The sequence below is a fragment of the Spirosoma agri genome (assembly GCF_010747415.1).
Taxonomy (GTDB): Bacteria; Bacteroidota; Bacteroidia; order Cytophagales; family Spirosomataceae; genus Spirosoma; species Spirosoma agri.
The window spans coordinates 1-23773 of sequence record NZ_JAAGNZ010000008.1; the positions used below are offsets into that span (position 1 = coordinate 1).

Annotated in this window: 18 protein-coding genes; 3 read left to right on the top strand and 15 right to left on the bottom strand. The window is 48.9% G+C overall.

The genetic code is table 11. The features are described 5' to 3' along the window. The 4 genes from GK091_RS27875 to GK091_RS27890 form a co-directional block, all read right to left on the bottom strand. Positions 1-2011: YncE family protein (locus GK091_RS27875; protein ID WP_164044031.1), on the bottom strand; the 2011-nt coding region annotated here is incomplete at its 3' end. Positions 2012-2161: 150 nt separating this feature from the next. Continuing rightward, a complete protein-coding gene (locus GK091_RS27880; protein ID WP_164044032.1) occupies positions 2162-5320 on the bottom strand; it encodes a TonB-dependent receptor in 3159 nt (1052 codons plus the stop codon). 232 nt (positions 5321-5552) lie between these two features. Continuing rightward, positions 5553-6242 carry a response regulator transcription factor gene (locus tag GK091_RS27885; protein ID WP_246202455.1) on the bottom strand — a complete coding sequence of 230 codons (690 nt, stop codon included), beginning with the start codon at positions 6240-6242 and terminating at the stop codon, positions 5553-5555. Then, the gene (locus tag GK091_RS27890) at positions 6239-7705 is read right to left on the bottom strand and encodes a sensor histidine kinase (protein WP_164044033.1); all 1467 of its coding nucleotides are present in this window, start codon (positions 7703-7705) and stop codon (positions 6239-6241) included. The genes GK091_RS27885 and GK091_RS27890 overlap by 4 nt, the downstream gene beginning before the upstream one ends. 124 nt (positions 7706-7829) lie before the next feature. On the opposite strand from GK091_RS27890, the gene GK091_RS27895 reads away from it, so the two are divergent. Next, positions 7830-9017, top strand: coding sequence for a redoxin family protein (locus GK091_RS27895; protein WP_164044034.1), 1188 nt, complete (start codon positions 7830-7832; stop codon positions 9015-9017). A gap of 560 nt (positions 9018-9577) precedes the next feature. On the opposite strand, the gene GK091_RS27900 is transcribed toward GK091_RS27895, so the two are convergent. Continuing rightward, positions 9578-10273, bottom strand: coding sequence for a hypothetical protein (locus GK091_RS27900; RefSeq protein WP_164044035.1), 696 nt, complete (start codon positions 10271-10273; stop codon positions 9578-9580). Positions 10274-11064: 791 nt separating this feature from the next. Between GK091_RS27900 and GK091_RS27905 the strand changes: the two genes are divergently transcribed. Next, positions 11065-12300, top strand: a complete 1236-nt coding sequence (locus GK091_RS27905; protein WP_164044036.1) for a replication initiation protein — start codon at positions 11065-11067, stop codon at positions 12298-12300. Between the two features lie 6 nt (positions 12301-12306). On the opposite strand, the gene GK091_RS27910 is transcribed toward GK091_RS27905, so the two are convergent. The 7 genes from GK091_RS27910 to GK091_RS27940 form a co-directional block, all read right to left on the bottom strand. Continuing rightward, positions 12307-12603 carry a hypothetical protein gene (locus GK091_RS27910; RefSeq protein WP_164044037.1) on the bottom strand — a complete coding sequence of 99 codons (297 nt, stop codon included), beginning with the start codon at positions 12601-12603 and terminating at the stop codon, positions 12307-12309. Then, positions 12575-13237: an AAA family ATPase gene (locus GK091_RS27915; protein ID WP_164044038.1), complete on the bottom strand. Its 663-nt coding sequence runs from the start codon at positions 13235-13237 to the stop codon at positions 12575-12577. Before GK091_RS27915 ends, GK091_RS27910 begins: the two co-directional genes overlap by 29 nt. A 1067-nt stretch (positions 13238-14304) precedes the next feature. Next, positions 14305-14616 (bottom strand): AtuA-related protein, encoded by a 312-nt coding sequence (locus GK091_RS27920; protein ID WP_164044039.1) that lies wholly within the window; start codon positions 14614-14616, stop codon positions 14305-14307. Then, positions 14613-15935 (bottom strand): acyclic terpene utilization AtuA family protein, encoded by a 1323-nt coding sequence (locus tag GK091_RS27925; RefSeq protein WP_164044040.1) that lies wholly within the window; start codon positions 15933-15935, stop codon positions 14613-14615. The genes GK091_RS27920 and GK091_RS27925 overlap by 4 nt, the downstream gene beginning before the upstream one ends. After that, positions 15932-17227: a CitMHS family transporter gene (locus GK091_RS27930; protein WP_164044041.1), complete on the bottom strand. Its 1296-nt coding sequence runs from the start codon at positions 17225-17227 to the stop codon at positions 15932-15934. Before GK091_RS27930 ends, GK091_RS27925 begins: the two co-directional genes overlap by 4 nt. 108 nt (positions 17228-17335) lie before the next feature. After that, a complete protein-coding gene (locus GK091_RS27935) occupies positions 17336-18976 on the bottom strand; it encodes a carboxylesterase/lipase family protein (protein WP_164044042.1) in 1641 nt (546 codons plus the stop codon). Positions 18977-19047: 71 nt separating this feature from the next. Beyond that, on the bottom strand, positions 19048-19938 hold the full coding sequence (locus tag GK091_RS27940; RefSeq protein ID WP_164044043.1) for an alpha/beta hydrolase: 891 nt from the start codon (positions 19936-19938) through the stop codon (positions 19048-19050). A 249-nt stretch (positions 19939-20187) separates the two neighbouring features. On the opposite strand from GK091_RS27940, the gene GK091_RS27945 reads away from it, so the two are divergent. Then, positions 20188-21480 carry a hypothetical protein gene (locus tag GK091_RS27945; RefSeq protein WP_164044044.1) on the top strand — a complete coding sequence of 431 codons (1293 nt, stop codon included), beginning with the start codon at positions 20188-20190 and terminating at the stop codon, positions 21478-21480. On the opposite strand, the gene GK091_RS27950 is transcribed toward GK091_RS27945, so the two are convergent. The 3 genes from GK091_RS27950 to GK091_RS27960 are packed head-to-tail and all read right to left on the bottom strand — an operon-like array spanning position 21460 to position 23670. After that, entirely contained in the window at positions 21460-22164 is a 705-nt protein-coding gene (locus tag GK091_RS27950) for a LytR/AlgR family response regulator transcription factor (RefSeq protein ID WP_164044045.1), read from the bottom strand. The two genes, GK091_RS27945 and GK091_RS27950, sit on opposite strands and share 21 nt — an antisense overlap. Further along, positions 22133-23197, bottom strand: coding sequence for a sensor histidine kinase (locus tag GK091_RS27955; protein ID WP_164044046.1), 1065 nt, complete (start codon positions 23195-23197; stop codon positions 22133-22135). The genes GK091_RS27950 and GK091_RS27955 overlap by 32 nt, the downstream gene beginning before the upstream one ends. Before the next feature lie 29 nt (positions 23198-23226). Further along, complete coding sequence (locus tag GK091_RS27960; RefSeq protein ID WP_164044047.1) at positions 23227-23670, bottom strand: DoxX family protein; 444 nt, start codon at positions 23668-23670, stop codon at positions 23227-23229. Between the last annotated feature and the right edge of the window lie 103 nt (positions 23671-23773).

A 23773-nucleotide genomic window follows, 5' to 3' on the forward strand; every position in this document is an offset into this window, starting at 1 on the left:
TGGACAGGTGCTCTACAAACCGACCGACGGCCAGATCGTTATCGGCCAGGGCAGCGTCGGGTGTTGGCATCCCTATTCGAGCTCCCGACGTATGGTCGTTCCCAAAACGGACCGTACTAAGCTGGGGGACTTTCCCGGCGGTGATCAGTTCGTCGAAGTCTTTTTCCCAGGCTTCTTCCCGTTTACTATCCAGATAACCTAGATCATACCCTTTGAAAGCCGGACAAAATTTACCCGCCAGCGTTTTAATATTAGGCTTCTCCTCATCGGCAAACCAGCCGTAACTCCGGAAACTGACACCAGCCCGCAGGCAGTGGTCCCAGATGAAACCGTCGCGCGGGTGAGCAATTTCTTTCTGGCCTTCATAATCATAGGTGCCACCCCGACCGCCATAGCTGGTCACCCAGTTTTTTTCAACATAATCATTAGCATACGCGGCTGATGACCAGTTATGCCCATCGGCGCTGACTTCCGCATCGACGTAAAAATTGTCTAACAGGACAAATTGTTTCGCCAGTGCGTGTTGATTGGGGGTCACTTTTTGGGGAAATAAACAAAGGGCAGCATCGCCATTCCCTTCTTTCATATCACCTAAAACCTGATCGTAGGTGCGGTTTTCCTTGATGATGTAAAACACGTATTTTATCGGTGAGCGTGCCGACGGATTGGTACCGCCGACCTGCCTTGGAATGGGGTTACCCGCTTCCCCTTCCGAGCGAAGTTCCTTACTTTTGGTGTACGGTGTATTGGCATAAACCAGTCGTGAATAGGCCGCTAATACATCACTGTCTGGTGTGTCGATGATCGAAAGAGTACCTTTAAATAAGCCTGCTATGTACTGAACCGGCCCAGGATTGGCCTGCGGATTTGGCCCGACTTGTTGGGGAGTTCGCGTTCGCACGGGATTTGGCCCTCTGGGGTTCGCTTTCGAGGAAAATCCTTTCCCGTTCGTGACAAATAGTTTCGATCCGATCACTTTGACCGCTGTTGGATACCAGCCGGTGGGAATAAATCCGCTGGATTGGCTGTGGCCTTTACGGGTCACATCAAACACCGCCAGACAGTTATTATCGGCGTTGGCAATGTAGAGTGTGTTCTCATCATCACTTAGGGCCAGGCCATTGGGTGTGCTGCCTACCGGAGCATCGGGGAACAGTGACGTTGTCAGCGTTTCACTCACCTGCCGCTTGGCCACGTCAATCAGCGCAACCGTGTTATCATTGCCGTTGGCTACAAAAAGATAGCGCCCATCGCGGGTCAACAGCAAATCATTCGGGTTTTTGTTGGTCTTGATCGTAGCCACTATTTTCGGCGTGTTGACATCAACGAGCAGCACGCGGGCACCGCCCCACAAGGATACAAAAAGCTGGTTTTTATCGGGTGATAGTATGCAGGTGTAGGCGGCAGCCCCCAGGTTTAGTTTACGGAGAACTTGCCGGGTCTTCGTATCCGCGATATAGAGCGAACTGTCCTCCTTGGTGACAACGTAAAGTCGGTTTTTGCCATCATCAACGCACAGACCCGTGGGCGAAATTTTGACAGGCCAGGGTTTGCCCAGCACAATGGGTTCTTCGGGCCGTAACTGCTGGTCTTCCAGTTTATACACCAGAATCCGATTGTCATTCCCGCCCGACGCGTACACGTGCGTTTCATCGTCACTGAACGCCAGGCCCAGATACGATTTTCCAACCCGAACGGTATCGAGAATTTGTTCTGTACGGGCATCCAGTAAGGTAATGCTCTGCGTACTTTGCCCATTGTTGGTAACGGCTAAGTATTTTTTGGAAGGAGACACCACCAGGTTTAGGGGCAAGTCATCCAGATCAAGACTTCGTCCGGGTGGTGTGAGGGCCCAGCCATTGGGTAAATTGACCCGCTTAGCCGCTAGTTTTTTATACACCTCGGCTTCCTGCGTTGTCTGGGTGGTGCTATTTTTTCGGTGGCATCCCGCCAGTATCGACAGAAAAAGAAGTACACCAATGCTGTAAAGAGCAGTTGACCGGTTTATCATGTGAGGAAAGGAATAAACTTGTTTTAAGGTAATCCCGATTACGCCAAATTCTACTGAATTCGTCGTGTATACTAAACGAGGTTACCTAAGTCAGGCAACCTCGTTTAGGCAGTAACGCTTTATCGCACGAAGGAACTACGTGGGTTCCGCTTAGAACCCGTACCGCACGCCCAGCTGGAATTGGTAAGGGTTACCGCTCAGGCCTGATACGCCCGCGTTGGTATTGACGGCGTACTTGTAGTTGTTCGTAGACGAATCGAAGCCCGATCGGGTCAGCAACGAGGTAGCACCCAGCGCATGGTTGACCCCCCACGCTTTGTTGATCAGGTTAGCCGTATTGAACAGGTCGCCCGATAGTTCGAGGTACTGATTACGAAACGTTTTGACTTTGTAGGTCAGGCGCATATCCAGGGTTCCGTAGAATGGATTTACCCCGCCGTTGCGTTCGGCAATCTTCCCAAAGCTGTTCCGAATGTAATCCTTCGCGCTGTTTTCGACGTTCGGATTGTTCAGAATGGCGTTGATTCCTTCTCTCAAGTACTGGGGCGTTTCGGCGTTGTTCGGATCGTAGACATAAGCCAGGTCGTTAGACTCGACAAAATCGCCGTTGATGTTGCCATTCACCACCATCGAGTAGCGCGTGCCGCTCAGACCAGAGAAACGGAAGCCAAGGTTGAAACCGTAAAACGTAGGCGTATTACCGTACACAACGATCTTCGTCCGAAACTGGTTATCAGAATAGTTCATCTGATTCAGCACGCGCGGATCGCCCGCCGTGTACTGGACCAGCGTAGCCGTGTTCGCTACGTTTCCATTGTAGGACGTATTATCCTTTGTATCGTTCCAGGTATACGAGAACGCGATCTCGCCATCCTTGAAATACCGGTAGTTTCCGTCGACCACAACCGCCATCTGATTCACTTTTCCCAGACTGCTTAATTCCAGCACCCGGCCTACTTCGGTCGTTTTCCGACCCAATGTCCAGTTCTGGGATCCGTTAGACGTTAAGATAGACGAAGCCGGTACGTACACAGGACGATTAGCTTCCTGCGACAGCGTAAAGTACGGCTGATCGACCATGTTCTTGTCCGTATACGTGTAGTTGTTACGGGCAAACGACATGTACCCTGCAATGCTCATCCGGAAGTTGGGGCTAAAGAAGTGGCTGTACGATCCGTTGACTTTATACACGGTTGGCACTTTGGCGTCTTTACCGTTCATGTTGATCGTGTACAGCTTGGGCACATTGGGGTTGTTGATCAGATCGAGGCCCGGTGCCGAAGCCGGATTGGCGCGATAAGCCGGGAAGTTAGGCGTCGGCACCAGATTACCAGTTACGTCGATGCTGGCAATGCGGCTACCGTCGAAGACCATGTTGTTGATCATCGAGTACGGGTTGAGGGCCGAGCCCAGAATGCCGCCACCCAGGCGGATGATGTCCCGGCCATCCTGACGAACATCCCAGGTTGCCTGAATGCGTGGTTGAACTTGCAGCGTCGCCAGTTTATTGTCAGTCCGCAAACCCAGCGTGTTGAACACCGTCTGGTTAAACGTTGGCTTGGTCAGGTAATCGGTATAATCGATCCGGACACCCGCCGTAACGTTCAGGCCGGGCGCTACCGTCGTCTGCGCCTGTGCGTAGATATTCGGCACCAGTACGTTGAATTTGACATTGGGCGTGTTGGTCAGGTAAACGTCGCGCGTGAACCGGAAAGGGGCCAGGTTGTTGAAGGCGGTCAGTCCCGTATACCAGAACCGGCCGTTTGTTTCACTACCATAAATCGAATTCTGATTGCTGAACGTCAGACCACCACCAAACGTAAAGTTGAATTTGTTGGTATTCACGTACACGTTGTTGACCAGCTGAACGAGGTGGTTGTTGAAGTAGTCGCCACCATAACGCTGACCGCCCAACTGAATGTTTGTATACAGCGTTTTGGTCGAATCGGTCGGGTTGACAGACGCTACGTTCGCGACGGTAGCCCGTGGAATATTCATTTCGGGCAACTGCGGATTGGTATACATTTGGTTGTATTCCCAAAAATGCTGAAGCTTCAGCTCATTGGTCACTTTCGGGCTAATCGTGGTCCGAAGTGAAGCCAGCAAACTGTTATTGGCGCTCTTACGGGTGCTGTACACCTCGTACATATTGATCGTCGTGTTGTCACCGTCCGACTGATTATCCAGGTCGTAGATGTAGTTGTTGCGGATCGTCAGCAGATTTTTGGCGTTGATCTGCCAGTCGATCCGACCAAATAGCGCGTGCGTATTCTTAAACCGGGTAAACTGGCCAAACTGAGGTTGGTTGCCAACACCGTATTTGCTGCGGGCAATGCTCAGAAACTGGTCTTCGGTAGCTTGTGTCACGTTGTAACGCAGCGCGTCGGCGGTCGATTGAATCGGCGCGATCAGCAGCGGTTGTGTACTGGCCTGCCGGTCCCAGGCAACGAAGAAATGGAGTTTATCTTTGATGATGGGGCCACCCAGCGAGAAGCCATACTGCGCCGTGTTGAAGGGTAGATTTCTAGGCTGTTGATTAAGCCCGTACGGACTCGATAGCCCGCTTGTCCGCAGAAAGTTGAAGGCGCTCCCGCTAAGTTTGTTCGTACCCGACTTGGTAACGCTACTGATGGTACCCCCACCGGCGTTTCCGTACGTGACGTCATACTGGTTGGTTACTACCTGAAATTCCCGAACAGCCTCCATCGTAATCGAATAAGCGCCCGTAGGCTGCCCACCGGCAATCGTGCTTCGTGCGGCCATACCATCGATAGTGAAATTGGTCGCCGATCCCAACTGGCCACCCAAACTGTTACCGGTGCTCAAGGGCGACAGGTCAGACAGCGTTGAGAAGTTCCGACCGTTAACGGGTAGTCGGTTGATGTCTTTGGCGGTAACCGCCGTCGACGTACCGATGTTTTCAATCTTGTTCGCTAACGAATTAGCCGAAACGTTAACGGCTGCCAGTTCATTGGTGTTATCAACCAGCTTGAAAGCAACTCTCAGCAAATCGCCCTGGTTGAGTGCAAATCCGGTCTGGGTTTGCGTAGCCATCCCGACAAACTGGACAGTGATGGAATAGGGCGAGCCTAGCGGTAGTTCTTTCAGGCGAAATTCGCCTTTCTCGTTGGATACCGTACCGGCTTTGAAACCGGTCGATTCATTCTTAACCTGGACCGTCGCCATTTCCAACGGCTTTCCGGCCTGATCGGTCACCTTTCCATAGATGCCCGCCAGATTGGTTTGCGCTTTCGAGAGATGGACTGTAAATAGGAAAAATACAAAAACAAACTTTGAAAAGTTGACCATTAATTCGGGAATTTCGTTTCCCCAAAGGTCTCTATGCAAGATTTCCTGTACGTAATGCGTATGTTATTTTACATTGAATAAAACAGGGGTAGTATTTACAGCAAATAAACATTGATTTTCACGGACGGGTTATACGCCTTGCCCGATTACCAGCCCTCCACTCATATACGACTTTTCGTCAAGGCTTAAGCTATTAACGCAATCGAGAATAAAGCTGTCTGTGTTGGTTCAATCAGCAAATCAACTTATAGCCTACTCCTCTCAGGTTGACAATTTCAACAGAACGATCCGCCCTCAGGTGCTTACGCAATTTGGTAATAAAGACGTCCATCGTACGAGCGTTGTAAATAGTATCGTCCCCCCACAGCATTAACAGAACCTGCTTTCGAGCCAAGACCTGATTTCTGTGGCCGTACAGCAATTGCAGGAGTTGAGTTTCCCGGTGGGACAATCGAATGTTTTTCTGGTTGGGGAACAGTAGCATTTGTGTGTGAGGAACGAATTGATACTGACCAATCGGCAGGGTCGTTTCAGCCGCCGGAACGGGATTAATATTCCTGCGCAACAACTCATTGACCCGCAAAAACAGTTCGTCTAGGCTGAATGGTTTTTTCAGGTAATCATTACCCCCGCTGCTATATCCTTCAATGACATCTTTATCGGCTACGCGGGCGGTTAGAAAAAGTACAGGAACCTGACTGTTCAACGTCCGTATCTGCTTGACCAGTGTAAACCCGTCCAGTTGGGGCAACATGACATCAACAATACACAATGAAAACAGCTCTTGCCCAAACAGACGAAACGCATTTCGGCCATCACCAACCAGGCTAACCTGATAGCTGCGTTGCTCTAAACTGTCCTTGATGACCTTGGCCAGAAAGGGTTCATCTTCAACCAATAGAATGTGGGTTGACTCCATCATAGCAAAGGCAGCTTAACGGTAAACTGGCTACCTGTCGGCTCATTAGCGCCAACGGTTACTGAACCCCGGTGTTGTCGGAGCACCTTATTTACGTAACTCAGTCCCAGTCCATAGCCTTTCACATTATGCACATTCCCCTGAGGTACCCGGAAGAAAGGGTCAAATACTTTGGTTCGATATTCAGTGGGTATGCCCACCCCGTTATCAGCAAACCTAATCTCCACCCAGCGGTTTGTGGCCATCAGGCTAATGGTGAGCCGAAGATTAGGGGATGCGTACTTCAGCGCATTGTCGATTATGTTGGTGAATACGGTTAACAAACTAATGGCTTCGCCGAATACCAGTAAGGCTTCCTGGGGCGCTTCACAGGTAATGGTAGCCTGTTGATCGGCAAACCGGATGGCCATATCCCCGATCGCTTTATCGATCAACCCATGTAGCTCAACGGGTTGCCAGTTTTGGGTAGTCCCTGCCACGAACCGATTGGCGTTTAAAATCCGGGCCGTCAGGTTCGTCAATTTCTCCGTCTGATAACCGATAATATCCAGATATTCTTGCTGTCTAGCTGGCTCATAATCGAACGCTTTCAGAGCCTCAGCTGTGATCTTAATAGAAGCAATCGGGGTGTTCAGTTCATGGGTCATGTTGTTGATGAAATCATCTTTCAACCCGGCCAGTTTATGCTGCGAAAGCAATGTCTTGGCCGTATAACCGAAGCAAATCAGACAAACAGCGATCAGACTAAATGTGGACAAAATGACCCACTTCATCGTCTTTAGGAAGTAGCTGTCTGGGCTCTCAAAAGTAGCCTGTACCAGTTCCTTTCGATAAGGCCTGCGGAAATCAGCATTGACGGGCCGGGTGAGGAAAACTCGGCCGGAGGTATCCCGCGAATTGAGACTAAAGGAAGTCCTGATAGCCTTCGATAGAAGGATCTTTCGGTAAATGCTATCTAGGCTGTGCAGCCGCACACGACTTTTGTCAAAAGCTTTGGTTAAGCGGTCACCCAAACGAGGAGTATAGTAATAGACAGTCCCTTTTTTTAAATCACTTTTGACTATCCTATCACCAAAGTGGTCGATGAGTATCTGCCTGGCTTCAGGCGTTATATGCTTGAGTTTGGCGTTGAAGTCTGTTATGCCAAACGATAGCCCCTTACTCCCCGGAAATTTTGGATACCGGTCGTTGATGTGAAAGACAGTATTGCTATCGCGATTCTGGGTGTCGCAGGTAATACGAATAAACGACGTATCCGCCAGCCAGCCTTTGACCTGATCGACCAGTTGCTGGTGACGCTGGTCCATCTCCAAATCAACCGCCGTGTTCAGCGACTCGTTTATATCCCGCCCAAAGGTGTAGGCTGTGCTTCGGTAATTCTGATAATTCCAGAACAGTTGTAGTCCGATTATGCCGATGACGCACAACGACATAAGCACCAGGATCCAGTTTATGTGCTTTTTCATCGGACTAAAATTACACCACCTTTACCCTAATCAGCAGCGCATTAACACTAATTAAGGGAGTTTAACGGCGATTAACCATTGGGGGCTACTTTTCGTGGGACTTTTGTAGGCAAACAAAAAACACATGAAAAAGCTGATTGTATGCCTGTTGCTTACCGCTCACTGGGGTTTTGCTCAGCCCAAAAATGGGCAGTCAGTACCCAATATAGCGTTCAATACGGTGTTGAACGCACCCGTAAAAGCAACCACCCTGGAGCAACTAAAGGGTAAGATTGTCCTGATCGAGTTCTGGGCCACCTGGTGCGGTTCCTGCCTGGAAGCGATGCCTCATTTAAAGCAGTTGCAACAAAAATACCCCCAGACTGTACAGGTCATCGCGGTAACCAACGAAACACCTAAACGCACCAGGCAGTACTTGGCCTCCCGCCCCTCCAATCTATGGTTCGCCGTAGATTCGAGCCAATCAATTGCGGGTATTTTCCCTCACCAGCTTATCCCTCATACGGTTTTAATTGGCCCTGATGGCAAGCTGATTGCTCAAACGATGCCCCAGTCGATTACGAACGGGGTGATCGATAGTCTACTGAATCAACAGCGTACCCATCTTCCCCAAAAAATAGACAATTCCCTAACCTACGAGGAAATACTAAAAACCTACTTCAATGCAGCGGATACCGTACGGAATCGGTTTGTCATGCAGGCTGAGATTAAAGGATCACCGGGCCTTCATACAACCCATCTCAACGATTCTGTCTTCAAAAACCGTCGCCTGACGTGTCTGAACCTGCCGTTGACAACGCTTTACCGGATTGCCTACGGTAACTTTCCGTATAAACGAACCATCAACAAAACGGGCAGTACCGATGCAGCTTCGGTCTATTGTCTTGATCTGATTGTACCCAATCAGGATCAGTTACTACCTGCTTTGCGAAGAGAGCTATCCAGCCGATTTGATATGCAAATCAAAGTAGATCCTCTGTTAAAAGAGGTAAACCTCTTACGAATAACGGATCAGGCGAAATTCAACCGAATCCCTCGAAATAAATCCGGCCAGCGGACCTACTATTCACGTCATGGCGAGATTGATCAACATGCCATAACGATGGTTGATTTCGCGGACTATTTGGAGACGTACGGAGTAGGTAAATCGTTGGTCATAGATGAAACACGAAATGCAGAAAAGTTAGATATTAAGTTTTCCTTTCAACCTGAAGATCCTAAAAGCCTCCTTGCCATTCTCTCCGAGATGGGTTTGTCGCTAGTAAAGGAACAGCGAAAAGTTGACATGCTCGTCTTACATAATCCACAATGAATGGCTTAAAAAGAAGTTCATAGTTTGCTGATAGACGAATTTTCAGTCATCGACAACTACTCACAACTGCTTCGTCACTCGACCCTAAAATCGTCGCGCAATCCAGAATGATGCTGGGTAGTTGCCAGATCAAGGGCAAGACCTGTGTTTTCATTCAGGTCCTAAACAAGTCTACTTTTACGTTAATCATGCAGTAATTGGTGAGAATTATCACTAATTACTGTTTCCTACCCGAAAGTACTTAGTTAGCTTCGTCTCATATAAAGCTCTTTTCGTGCGATAGCTGTTTACACTGCTTTAAGCAAACGACGGCTACGGCCGACCGTGAACTATCCGCCCGGCGGCCCGGTCCTTTTCCGCAGAACTACCCCACGATGCCCTATCGGTTAGTTGCCTCCACGGATAGACTTGGTACCTGCGATTTCCACCGATTTTAGGTCGGCTTTTTACTAAAAAGCCGATCGTGCTGAATGACCCATTGCTTGACCGGTCTGCAATCAACCTATGTGCCGTCCAGCGCCTGGCTAGCGATACCCCGTTTAACCTAGCTTCGGGGTTTGTTACAGCGTTAATGATACAGGAGGTAACTTTACTGATTTGGTGGCCGTGGCGGCCATGTGAGTGGCCTTGTAATCAATAAATCCCTCGTAGAGATGATTCATCGTACCGACTCGATGGGGTGAGCCCCTGAATTGCCCGATCGTCCGTTTGCATGGGGGATCGTTATGGTTCCAAAGCGTGAGTAGTGAGAAAGGCCGCTCCCGAAGCTGTCGGTCCGGAAAAGTAGCAGGGAAAAAGCTAATGTCCTTAGGTCCCAGACAGGTTTTACGATACTTGCTTTTGATACGAGCCCGCAGCTCAAAGCCGCCCGACTGGTTGGGTAACCCGATGCCGTGGAGTTGCTGAGTGGACTCATTGGTGGGGCAGAAGGTGAGCTGACGCACATAAGGCGTTACTCGGCGTAGCTCAATAGCTCGACTGACTAAGTAGGTTGCCAGGGGTATGTATTGTTTGGGATTGGCATAAATCAGTAAGTCCTCATTAGCCAGCAGGGAGTAGGCGGGTAGATGGGTCTGGTTAGTAAAGCTCGTTGTGGGAGTTGAGTTATTTACGATCGGCTGCCCCAGAAGCTTATTCAGGTAAGCGAGCGCTTGGGAGACATCCGAACAAGGGACTAATCGTTTGGCCAGTTCAATGATGTTACCCCCCACCCCTTCGCCTTGATCAAACCAGGCCTTGCTATTGGCTGATAGCACAAAGCTGGGCGTGTTCTCCTGACTGAAAGGAGAACGATACCACTGACGATGCCTCTACGTTTTAGCGTGTGAAAGTTAACAAGAGCATTTTATTTGTTTCTCTTTAAAGGAAACTCATAATATACTAGAAGGTTTTTCTATATTGTTTTTTTCAATTTTGTTAAGCTAACCATTCCTATCATTTAGTTGATAACTCTAAATGCGATTGTTTCAATTCAACTTGTTTTTTTTTGCTTTGACTTGATCGCGCGCGAGACTTGCAGTTGCTTTCTAGTATTTATTATACCCTAATTGTTAGACGTTTACAGAGTTATTTAAAAGGTGAAGGCAACTGGTATACCGCTTAGGCAACTGGTATACCGAATTATAGGCAACCGTAATACTGATGTTAGGCAACCGTAATACCGATGTTAGGCAACCGTAATACCGCTTAGGCAACCGCAATACCGAATTATAGGCAACCGTAATACCGCCATAGGCAACCGTAATACTGCGGGTCAAATCTCAATGTGTGGATAACTTTAGTAAGTTTTCAACGGGGATTTTGAAGTATTGCGGGGGTTTCGTAGGGTATTTTATTTCAATTCATTTAGCTAGTGGAAAAAAGTTGACCGCAAGTTGAAGATATAACTTATAAGCCTCCTCTAGAAAAGAACTAAGGCAACTGGTATACCGCTCGCCCAATGTCCTAAGGCAACTATAATACCGCTATAGATTTGACATAGGCAACCATAATACTGAATATATATTGATACTTCTTTTCGAATAAGAGTTTGGTATTTAGCCTGTTAATGGCAACTTTCTTATTTATTTGGTTGCCATTGATAAATGAATTAATTTTAGACGAGACTCTTAAAAACATGAAACGAGAAGCATCTATTACGGATAAACCTGGGGCTCAGATCAAGATTTTTGAAATTGAGTCTACACAGATTCTAAAACTCGCTTCAGTAGTTCAAGAACCACTCGATTTGTTACTGGCGAAGAATAAACATAAACTTTCTGTCATTGATCGCCGTGTTTATTGGTATATTCTAGCAAAGATGGGTGAGTTACAAACTGCGAATCGGGACGAGCCGTTACCAATTCCAGCGGAGAATCTTATCTTCTCAATCCCTGTTCGAGATCTTTACTTAACTAAGCCTGATGCATTATTTTCAGATGAAGATTCAGCTGTTAAGCGCAAATCTAAACAGCGAGGAATTTTAACTAATAAGCTAACCTACTCAAACTTCGAAGCTATTGCTCAACAATTAATTGAAAAATCGATAATAACCGTTGATCATATGGATATTATCGATCCTACAAAACGTAAAGTTGGAGCTATAGCTATTTTCCCTCGCGTATTTTATGAAAATGGACATTTAGAGGTTCATGTCGATCGCCTAATAGTTCCTGCAATGTGTACTCTTGGTAAAGGTTATGCTAAGTTTAGACGAGAGTCTGCAATGTCGCTTGGTCGCGATTATTCACAAATTTTATATGTACGGCTTTGCCGTTTCTTAGATCTCCACCTATGGCGAGTAAAAGTTGTCGATCTTAAAGAAATCTTAGAAGCGACCAGCTATGAACGATACTCAAATTTTAAACAAAAAGTACTCACACCATGCATTGAAGAAATCAATCAACGAACAGATATACATGTTGAATGCAAGGAAGTGCGAGTGGGTAGAGCAGTTGATACATTGCATTTTTCAATCTATTTAAAGCAAGACAAAACAAATCAACAGAATCAAAAACAACTTCGCCAAGAGATAGACACTGATTTACGAGAAAGTATCCTTACATTGAATTTACCGCTACGCCAAGCAAATGTTCAGGCCATTCTCTCCAAACGTTACACCTTTTCTGTAGTGCAACAAAAGGCAATTCTAGCAGAAGAAACAAAGCTTGATAAATTTATTGAGCTTGACTACAAAATCGTTAATGGTCTGCTGAAAATAAAGACAACCCCCACCCGCTATATTGCATCAATTCTCTTCCCGATCAAAACAGGAGATTCTCCGCTTAAATTAACTTTCGAATAGAGGAGATTAAACAGAATATTTCTTGGCTTCACGCTGCATCTTTTCCTCGATGGCTTCGAGCATCCAATCATGTGTTGAAATTCCTAACTTTGGGCTTGCCAGCTTTCGTGGGCGTTTTGCCCTTAATTCTTCAATCTTTTTTAAAACGCCAGAAGTCAGACGTAAGTTGAAAAACTTAACGGTATTCTCGTCATCAGGCGATTTTTCTACCTTCTTGGTGGTTGATCCCCCTTTATTTATAACAGCCTCTATTTCAGCCTCAGTAGCGGCTTTCTTACGCGGTGGTGGAAGTGTTGTGGCCATATAGTACATGGTTAAAGAGTTCATTTATTTCAGCGACAGCTTTTAAATCAGGCATTTCTGTTTCGAAGACAGCAAGCCCTACCCCTGCTGCATTACTAAATGCTTTACGATTACAAATGAGGTAAGGCAAAAAAATCAATTGCTCGAAACCAGCCAGCGCCTGAGAAACCTCCCGATTGTCTGCACTTTTGATATCAGCTCGGCTTAAGAATGCATAAGGAATTAGCGGTTCAGTGCGAATAGCTTGAATTTCATCGATTATCTCAAGGACCTTACTTATCGTCCATAAATCAAAGCTACGGGGTACAAAAGGGATCATAGCAACATCGGCCACTGAAAGCGCTGCGCGCTGACTGGTGGTGTCCCTACCCCCGGTGTCGATCACGATATGATCGTACTTTGAACGCATGCTCTCGACCTGCTTCCTCAAGTTTGCCCCTGTCATATTTACGAGCGTAAATCCAGTGTTACCTAGGGTTTGCTCCCGCCATGCTGTAAAGTCGGAAGCTGTCTCTTGTTCATCACCATCAACAAGTAGCACATCGTGTCCTTCCTTGGCTAGCCATGCGGCAAAATTGACGGCCAAAGTGCTTTTACCAACTCCACCCTTAATCGAATTAAAAGAGATCACCACTTAGATCGGGATTTAGATTGCTATTCGATTCAATAAAGGTATAAAAGTAGATTCAATATCCTACTTATTCCAGTTAAATTTTACATTGAATATCAATCTGGTTTCGCACCTAAAAATAGATCTATTTTTAGGTGCGAAACCAGATTGATATTCAATGTATTATAAATCTATTAATAGGTTTATAATACGATGTAGATTTAGATCTAAAACTCTATTAAAAATGCTTGTGCAGACGACTGATATTAAATAATTTAAAGAATAAGTGATGTGATTTATCCATACACTTGTAACCTCAGCTAAATCACTTCAGCCAATTCATGTAAGCAAACGTTCGCTCGAACGGCTACTACATAAAATCTCAACAGCTCACTCTTCCAAAAGAAAACTAAACAACTTTTTAAGCCAACAAGTATAGGTATGGCTAACTAAAATTTTGGCTATTTGCCCATATAACCAGCCAAACGAGCTAACACGGCACAAGTTACTATGTTGTCATGCTGATTGGAGATATGGACGTTTAACTGAACGGTTTGGGTAGCTGATCATGACCTATTCAGTCAATGAACAAAAGTGGCCTTTTTGTGAACGATCACGAAGGAACTAATCTATATAAATAAATCAACTATTGTAAGTTACAATTCGAAAGTCGATTCGTTGCCTGGCTATTGACCCAACAAATTGAAGAGGTCAATATCGACAAAAAGATCTCTTTTCACTTCTTTCCGGCTCTATGCATACCTGTCTGCTCCAAGCTATGCACGCGACTAGTTGGACGCTGTATAGTGGGTAAATCTATAGGCATTTACCTGTTGTACTCGATCTTGCTATAGGGGGGGTATTCGTATACTACATCGACTAACACGTTGATAAATGCATTATGCTCACTGGCTGGTCAGAAAGTATTATGTACGGGTAATCTGGTCTATCGTCTGCCGAGCGGATACCTCAACGGCCGTTAGTAAACCCCATTCCGTTAGAGCGGTTCTGCTTTGTTCGTACGACCCTCTTTTCACTAACGATCAACCACAAACTGTAAGCATACGAATGACCTCTCCATGGCTATCTGTCTAGCATTCTATCAACATTTCCAGTAGGGCAAAACTTAGACTTTTACCGTGTGTATCCATGGTGAGCGATGTTGTCACCCCACCCGTCAGCGCCTGCTGGCAAACGAACTGAAGCGCGGGCAGGTTGGGCAATTCGTACCGGGTGATCTCGCCCGCTACAATATCGGCCAGATGCCGTTTGACGGCCTCCGCCGTAACCTGAGTGCAGAGTAGGGGATAGTCGTCGGCGTTATAGGGAATGAGCGAGAGCGTCAGCGTATTGCCTTTGTCACCCGCCCGGCTGTGGGCAATGTCGTAGAGCTTGGTAATCATGCATGAAATAGCGTTACCTGTGGCACTAATTGGTTGCGGTCGATGAACGTCGAGATAATGCCCACCAATTCATGAATGTATTTGCGGGCGCCCCCCCCACCAGCGGGTCCGTTCGTGTAGAGGGCTTCGACTTCTTCGCCAACCAAAGCCGCCTGTTGCGCGGTGGTTGCTTTTCCGGCTATGCGGAGCCGAATTTCGTAAGGGTCGGAGTCTTGACCAAAACTGGTTCGGTGCACCGACGTGCTACCAATGTAGTCGATTCGTAGATCGGTAAACCGGTCCTGTAGCCGCTCCCGGATAATGGATCCGGCCAGTTTTGCGCGGCCGAGGGCGTTTGAACCGGCGTACGAAATTTCGCCTTCGCCGATAAAGCCAGCTTCGTAACCCACGCTCACTTTGAGGGTATCGGGTCGGGGACGTCCCCGACCACCCGAAGCCTGGACTTGGTTTGGTCCAATTTCTGATAACTGCACCTGCGTAAAGTCAGCCACTACATCGGGCGTGATATAGCGGCTGGGGTCCATCACTTCATAGAGCAGTTGCTCTTTGGCGGTTGCCAGATTCAGTATACCCCCTGTACCGGTTACTTTACCGAAAATAGCCGTACCATCCGGCGACACATCGGCGAAAGGGTGGCCCAGATGCGCCATATCGGGTACGTCTTTGCGGCCCGGATCGGCGAAGTACCCACCCGTGAGTTGCCCCGCGCATTCCAGCAAATGACCAATAACGGTACCTTGTCCCAACTGGTTGCAATCGTCCGTCGACCAGCCGAATTCGTGAACTAGCGGAGCCAGAAAGAGGGATGGGTCGGCCACGCGGCCCGTAATAATAATATCGGCAGAAGTCGCCAGCGCCGGTAAAATGGCATCGACGCCCATGTAGGCATTGGCCGAAAGAAGCGGCCCCGAATCGGATAACGGCTTTCCCGTTTCCAGGGCTGTTTCGCTACCCGAAAGTAGGCCGAACACATCGTCGCCGGTGACAGCCACTACCGTTACCGGGAGCGATAACCGTTGCGCAATTTCAATAATTTTTTGGGCAGCCGCCAGCGGATTAGCCGCACCCATGTTGGTGATCAGGCGGACCTTCTTTTCTGAAAGGTGCGGCAACAGGCTTTCAATTCGTCGTTCCAGCAGGGGATCGTAGCCCAACGTAGCATCCTGTCGTTTTCGTTTCTGCGCCAGCGCAATGGTGCGTTCAGCCAGGCATTCCAGCACCAGATAATCTAACCCACCTTGCTGAACCAGCACGAGAGCTGGTTCGAGCCGGTCGCCGGAAAAGCCAGCCCCGCACCCAATGCGAATAGACGTTTTCATAAATGAATGGAGCCGGTTAAGAGGGCCGCCAGTGTCATCACTACCGTCGTGCCGAAGGCCCATTTAAGAATAAACTTTTGATGATCCCCCAAATCGACTTCAGCCAGACCCACCAGCAGGAACGTCGAAGCCGTCAACGGACTTACCGGAAAACCGACTGTCATTTGGCCTAATAAAGCCGCTCGCCCGATTTCCAGCGGGTCGATGCCAAATTGCATGGCGGTCTGGCTCAGGATCGGTACAACCCCGAAATAATAAGCGTCTGGTGTAAAAAGCAGACTCGCAGGCATGCTCGTGAGGGCTGTCAGGGTAGGTAGCCAGGCCGCGTGTTGCTGGGGAATCAGCGAAATAAGGGAGGTTGCCATGGCGTCGATCATTTTGGAACCGGTTAGAATTCCTGAGAAGACACCGGCTGCAAAGATCATACTCGACACCATGAAAATATTGTTGCCGTGGCTTCGGAGCACTTTCTGCTGATCGGGTAAGCGGGGATAATTGATCAACAGCGCGACAACCGCGGCTGAAATGAACAACGCCGGTGCGGGTACCCAGCCTTTCATGAGTATTGTGATGAGACCAATAGTCAGCACAGCATTGACCCAGAAAAGATTCGGGCGACGGAACTGTCGTTGCTCATCGGTTAGATTTTCGTGATGAATATAACGCAGTTCACTAATGCCCAGCCGTTTTCGCTCGTTCAATCCAAACCAGTAAGCCACAAAAAGTACCCAGAAAATGCCCGCTATAATCGCCGGAATATTCGGGTTGAACAATTGAGGAGCATCGGTTTTTAGCGTCGAGATAGCCCTTGCCGAGGTGCCGGACCAGGGCACAAGGTGCATCGGGCCTACGCTCAGCGCGACGATCCCCGGCAGGATCAATCGATTAATCTTCAGTTGTTTGTAGATAGGTAAAAAAGCGGACATGACGATCATGAACGTGGCTGTTCCATCACCGTCGAGGTGGACGATCATGGTCAATACCGCCGTTCCTAGAATGACTTTCAGCGGATCGCCTTTCACAAAACGGATGATGGCCGCAATGATGGGGTCGAACAGCCCGACATCGAGCATCATCCCGAAATACAGCACGGCAAACATGAGCAGAATACCCGTTGGTGCTACCTGTTTGATCCCGGCCAGAATCATCTCGCCTAATTCGTTTGGACCAAATCCGGCCAAAAAGCCCATGAAGACCGGTACCAGCACCAGCGCCGTTATAACGGACAGACGCTTGGTGATGATCAGCACCAAAAAAATGGTAATGGTGGCAAAGCCAACTAGGGAAAGCATAGGGCAGGGCGTTTTTTCTGGCAGGATTAACCGTTGGACCGACGCGTCGGATAAGACAAGCTTTTTTTAGGCGGCAGATATCGGGCTGTTGATCTGGTCCTTACTTTTCTACAGCGACTTGCCCGTAGCGATCTGCAACAGCTCTTTATCGGGATGATTTTTCACCTGATTCGTGTTGTCGAGCATCATGGTTGCTCCATTTTCGGGTGTGTAGGCAGGCCATGTGGGTAGGCCCTTGTGATTTGGGTTACCCGTTCTGGCGAAGGATATCCAAGCCTGGCTCATTTTACCAGCCAGCGTATGTGCCGCTTTGCCACCGCCCGTCATTTCTTCGCAGAGGGCAATGTTGTCGAACACGAAAGGCAGCTCCATACAGTGCATGGCTTTGTAAATACCATCCATCACCGGCGACTGCCAGGTGAACAGATACATGTACACCGGAGCCGCCCCCGTAATGGCTTTGGCATTGGCCTGCTGAACCGTGAGTGGACGGAAATTAACGTCGATGTCAGTGTAATCAGACGGCTTGACCGTTTCGGGATACGCCTTCTTCACGGCTGCCATGTACGTTTCTGCCTTATCGCCGTATTTTTTTTGCAGGTTGGCCCGGGCACCTTCCATCGTCAGATCACGGGTGCCCGGATTGAAGGGGGTAAACTCATTTTTGGTCGATCCGACAAGCAGTGGAATCGTTTTCGACAGGGCTATCGCGGCCGGCTCATTGGGTTGATACGGCAGAAAGTGGCCATCATGAACCGGTCCCCAGCCCAGCCCGGCGGCTGATTTTCCATCGGCTTTCAACTTGTCTGCTACCGTACGCAGGGCTTTTTTGCTGGCTGCATTCAGCCGTTCGTACGGCACTTTTTGCAGAGAGTCGATCTGATTAGGCTGTAAATTTAATTCCGTAAGCAGGGCGGCACTTACCTGCCGGGCCAGATCGGGTTCGGTAAAGCTGGTGATGTAGCTACCACTCTGCACAATGGCTTTGTGAAACAGGCCCTTTGCGGAAGGAGCATTCATGAGACTGGTTACCTTGCCGCCCCCGCCCGACTGGCCGAAGATGGTTACGTTATTGGGATCGCCCCCAAACTGGGCAATGTTCTGCTGCACCCACTGCAAGGCCGATACCAGGTCCATCAGACCCGCATTGGCCGCGTTTTTGTACTTCTCCCCGTAAGCTGACAGATCCAGATAACCCAGCACATTTAAGCGGTGATTGACTGTAACAACGACCACGTCCCCTTTTTTGGTCAGGTTTTCGCCATCATACGACGGTAGCTCAACTGACGAACCGGCCGTGAAGCCCCCCCCGTGTAGCCAGACCATGACGGGGCGGCCATCCGTGGGGCGTTTTTTTGCGTTATTGATTTCGGGCGTCCAGACGTTCAGGCTCAGACAGTTTTCGTTGGTGTAGCCCCAGTTGTGATGAAACGGAAATTCAATCTCATCGTAGGTGCTTGTGGTTACGTCCATCGGGCAAACGGGCCCGTAGGTCATCGACGAGCGAACGCCCGTCCACGAATCGGGTTTCGTCGGGGCCATAAAGCGTTCGGCCTTGGCGTAAGGAATGCCTTTGAACGTAAAGGTGCCGTTGTGGCTATAACCCCGAACCGGACCGGATTCGGTGGGTACGGTAGCGATACCTTTGCCAGCCACGATGGGGTCGGCCGATCCGGTTTTAGCCTGTCCAACAGCCAGCAGGGGCAAGGCGATTACCAACAGGGACGAAAGGATTGTTCTGCTATTCATGAGTGTTAAGGATTGATCGTTAATAAGGGGAAATAAATATAGCTAATGCTGTCGTGGCAAAGGATTTACGACTAGTTGCCGTTCAGCACTTTACTGAAAAATAGCACCTGATAGGGCAGGGCGTTCTGCCAGAACTCCCAACTGTGACCGCCGGGTCGTTCGCTGTAATCGTGGGGTGTCTGGTTAAAAACCAGCCGACGGTGTAACTCCCGGTTCGGTTCGATCAGAAAATCATCCACGCCACAGTCGATGACCAGTTTCAAGCCGTTCGTTTTCATTTTATCGGCCATGTTCACCACTGAGTAAGCGGCCCATCCATCGGGCGACTGGCTGAAGGAGCCCAGAATCTTTTCGAATTCGGCCCGGATATTTTTGAACGCATCGGGGGGCAGTTTCCAGGTGTTCATGTCCAGATTCAGAGCACCACTCATGCTGCCAGCCGCACAGTAAAGGTCAGGGTGACGCGTAGCTAAATACAACGCACCATAGCCACCCATCGACAGTCCCGTAATGGCCCGGCCTTTCGGCGTGCGTATGGTGCGGTATGAATTATCGATTTTGTCGATGACCTCTTTGGTCAGGTAGGTTTCAAACTGGCTATCTTTGACGACGGGACTGTCCAGATAATAGCTGAACACGTCCCCTTCGGGCATGACAATGATGAGATTATATTGGTCAGTGAGTCGGTGAATCAGGGTCTTGTCCGGCGTTTTGGTGATCCAGTCGTTGAAGTGTCCATAGCCGCCGTGGAGTAGATAGAGCACCGGGTAGGTCGTTTTGTTTCTGGCCGACGATGCGTAGGCATCGGGTAAAACGACCACCGCCCGCAGGTTCTTTTTCATGATCGCACTGGGCACATCCAGCGAATCGACTTTGGCCGCAAAGAGTGGAAGAGTCAATAGAAAACTAAACAGAATGAGTAACTGTCCGAAGAGGGTTCTAGGCCGTTTCAGTAAATACATGCTGACTGGTGAGTTTTGACATTGATACCCATCCCATGCTACTGCCGGACGAGGTATCCTGATTAAGTTTTATCCGTTATTCGTTTGTACAAAAAGAAGAGTTAGTCAAATATAGGTGCTCGTTTAGTCCAATCGCCCGATTTCGAGTATGAATGTGCAGGTATCAGGTTTATTAAATGAAGCCTTATCTTCAGAAAAATTTAGTAGCGTTAATAAAATTTCCTAAACACCTAAAAACGAGCACCGTACATGAAAATAAAGACGGGTAAGGAGGAAGTCGGTTACCTGCTCGAAAAAGTTATCGAGACGTATGAGCGGGCGACTGGTCAGCGCATTATCCGGAATACCAACCCAAAAAACTACGAGGACATCGCCCGGTTGCTGAGCACGATCAGCAACAAATTACCGACCACCGCCCAGCCGCTCAATCATGACGCCTATCCGCCCGACCCCAATCCAAAACAGGTAGAGTATCCCCACCGGAAATACGACATAACGGGCGTTCAGGTGAAAGACGCCTACCACCGACTCGTGGCGAATCCTCGCCCCTTTCTGGTTGATGCCTGCTACCTGTATCTGTACGGGGTAGGCCGCAAAGGGTTCGAACAAAATCCGCTGGATACCAACCTCATCGAAGGAGTAGATGCCGCCGTCGCGTTACGGCTAGATGAGCAGGAGGCACTCCGGCAGCGGTTGGCTACCAGTCAGCAAGAGCAGGAAGCCGCCATGCATCAACTAAAAGCGGCTTTTGGGAAACAGAAAAGACGATGGATGGCCAGTTTGCTCGCTTGCCTGGCCCTGCTCGGCCTTGTTGGTGCCTGCTGGATAGTTGACCGGAATGAGTGGGCTACCATACGTAAAGACCTGACTATTATGCCTTACCAACCCACGCAAGCTGAAATCGACAGTTTGTCGGGTATCTGGCTTTACTATACGGGGGCACCCCAGGCACGTGTTAACGACCCCCGCCGGTTTCACCAGGTGGCCAACAACCTGGTAGAAATTACCTACAAGGATGGTTATTTTATCTTTAACCGACACGGGGCCAACATTGATCACATTGGCTACATGCAGTTTGAAGCCCCGGCGCTGGTGTCCATTTATTCACGGGTGAAGAACAAGAGCGGCACCGTAGAGTCGCCCATTCATGCGCTTTTACGGCTGGACAAGGAGAAACGCTACCTCACCAGCATTGCCACGACCTGGAGCTTTGATATGGGTAGTGGCAACGATATGATCGGTATCCGAAATGTGTTTATCAAACAGGGCAGAGGGGGTTCACTGGAAGAAATCACCAATACACCCGAAAACGCGAACTGCCACTGCAAGATTATGAAGTGGGTACAGTTGAACAAACAAACCAAAACGTTTCAGTTGAAGTATCGCCTGTTAGATACCTTAGCCAGTGAACCCTTGAAAACGCTGATCGACGAAAAAAGTATCCTGCTGCGTGAGCCCCGCGACGGTGTTCTGCTCTCGCCCTCTTCGAGCAAACCGCCGTTTCGATCTGGCGATTCACCCTCACTGGAGCCGGTCCACTAATTCACGGCGGTAAGTAAGCCCAACGGGTAGGGCTGCTTGGCCCACAAAAACCTCATTGCCGCTTAGGCGCTTAATTTTGTGCAGAGAAACTAGGTATGATTTATGAATGCGAATAAATTGACTAGCAGGTAATCGCTGCTCGAGCTCGGTCATGGTCAAGGCCGTTACGTAAACCTGCTGCGTGGTGAACAGCTTAACGTAATTGCCCCAGCTCTGGCCATACAGCAGATCGTCGTAGGCCAGTCGTACCCAGTCGCCGTCTACTTTAATCACGAACGAGGCTGGACTGGGTACAGGTAAACTCCCCTGTTGCGTTTCCTCGGGTTGCGCGATCACAACTTTATCAATGGCCTTCAGGAACCGGGCGAACTCGATGGGCTTTAGCAGGTAATCCACTACGTTGTAATTGTAGCTTTCCAGCGCAAACTCTGAATGAGCGGTTGTGAGAATGACTTTGGGCGGATGGGTCAGCGTTTCCAGCATCTGGAGACCGTTCATCTGGGGCATATTAATATCCAGAAATAACAGATCGACGGGTTGACGATGCAGAAAGTTGATGGCTTCGAGAGCATGATAGCAACTGCCGACCAGCACCAGCCGGTCTACCTGCTCAACGTAGTGCTGCAATACGTAATGAGCCGCCACTTCATCGTCAATGAGCAGGCAACGTAATGGATTGGGCATGAGACAGAGGAATTAGCTGAACGATCAGTTCGGTTTTGTACCGACCCGGTGGCTGTTCGATCCGTAACTGATGTTTACCGGCATATAGAATTTCGAGCCGTTGCCGCGTATTTTGCAAGCCCAGCCCCGTCGATGTAACGGTCGCCTTACGACGCGCCGGCACCGAGTTTTCGACATTGAGGGTCAGCGTATCGCCGGTCAGCGTCAGCGAAATAAGCACGAAACACCCCTGGATATCACCCGTTCCGTGTTTGAACGCATTCTCGACCAGCGGGATCAGGAGCAAAGGTGCCAGCTGGTAGCCTTGCAGCATACACGGATCAGTTGGGTAGCTATAATCGATCTGGCAGCGATTTCCTACCCGTTCCCGCTCCAGGCTTATGTAGCTGGTAATGAATTCGACCTCCTGCAAAAGCGATACCCACGACCGCCGACTGCTGTCGACCTGATACCGCATCAGCTTCGAGAGCTGCATGAGCAAATCAGGCATCCGGTTGGGCTGGTGTAAACTGATGCCGTATAGGTTGTTGAGCGTATTGAAAAAGAAATGCGGGTTCAGCTGAGCGTGCAGAAATTTCATTTGTACTTCCTGAAGCAACAACTGATCCGCATGGCGCTCCTGCTGCTGCTGGTAAAATCGTTGGATCAGGAAAAGAGCCATAATCGCAATCAGACTAACGGTACAGGTAGCCAGGTGAAAAAGACCTATTTCGCGCCAGTCCTGCCTGTTATAAAATTCGGGATAAAGCCAGTAATTGGCCGTGTAGACCACCAAACTGCCTGCCAGCAAACAAAGAGTCGTCAGGACGATATAGCGCCTGACCTGCTGATTGAACAGAAACGGAAACAGCACAAACCGGTGAAACTGCGCCTGACCATAGAGCAGCAGAAAGTAGATGAGGGCTCGGCCAAAATCATTGACGGTGGTCAGTCGATTCCAGGAGTTGAGGGACATCAGCACGAAGAGGACTACGAAGAAGAGTCCTTCCCATACCCATCGTTTTCGGTTATCGAACCAGGTAGGTAGTCGCATTGATCAATATACCGTTTGACGAAGTGGCACTACACGACTCGGTTTAGCTCACCCCTGTTCTTCAACCGCTTACCAAGCAGCCAGTCCAGACTATAACGGCCCGGTCCGGCCGCTAAAATGGCCAGATAGCCAATCAGAAAGCTCGTTGCCAGTTCACCCTCGCCCAGAAAATCCCAGTTGTGTGACTGAAAAATAACGACCATCGCGATCAGCAGGGGAACCAGCGCCAGCCGGGTAAACAAGCCCAGGACCAGCATAATCGAACAGACCAGTTCCGCGAAGATAGCCAGTGTCAACGAAAGCGAGCCATCCAAACCCATAAAGCGGGTAAAGTCCGTTTTCCACTCGTGGAAATGCACGAATTTGACGTACCCATGATTGACGCTCATCATAACACCAAAACCCAAGCGTAACACCAGGGCAGCTAGATCGGGATAAGCAACTAAAAGCTTCTGGAAAAATTGGCGGACCATACTGGTTGACAAAAATCGTTTAGTACCCGTTAATTACCGGCAAAAGAATCCTGAACACACGAGATCGACAAACGTAAATGACTAACTCAGTTGGTCACCAAAA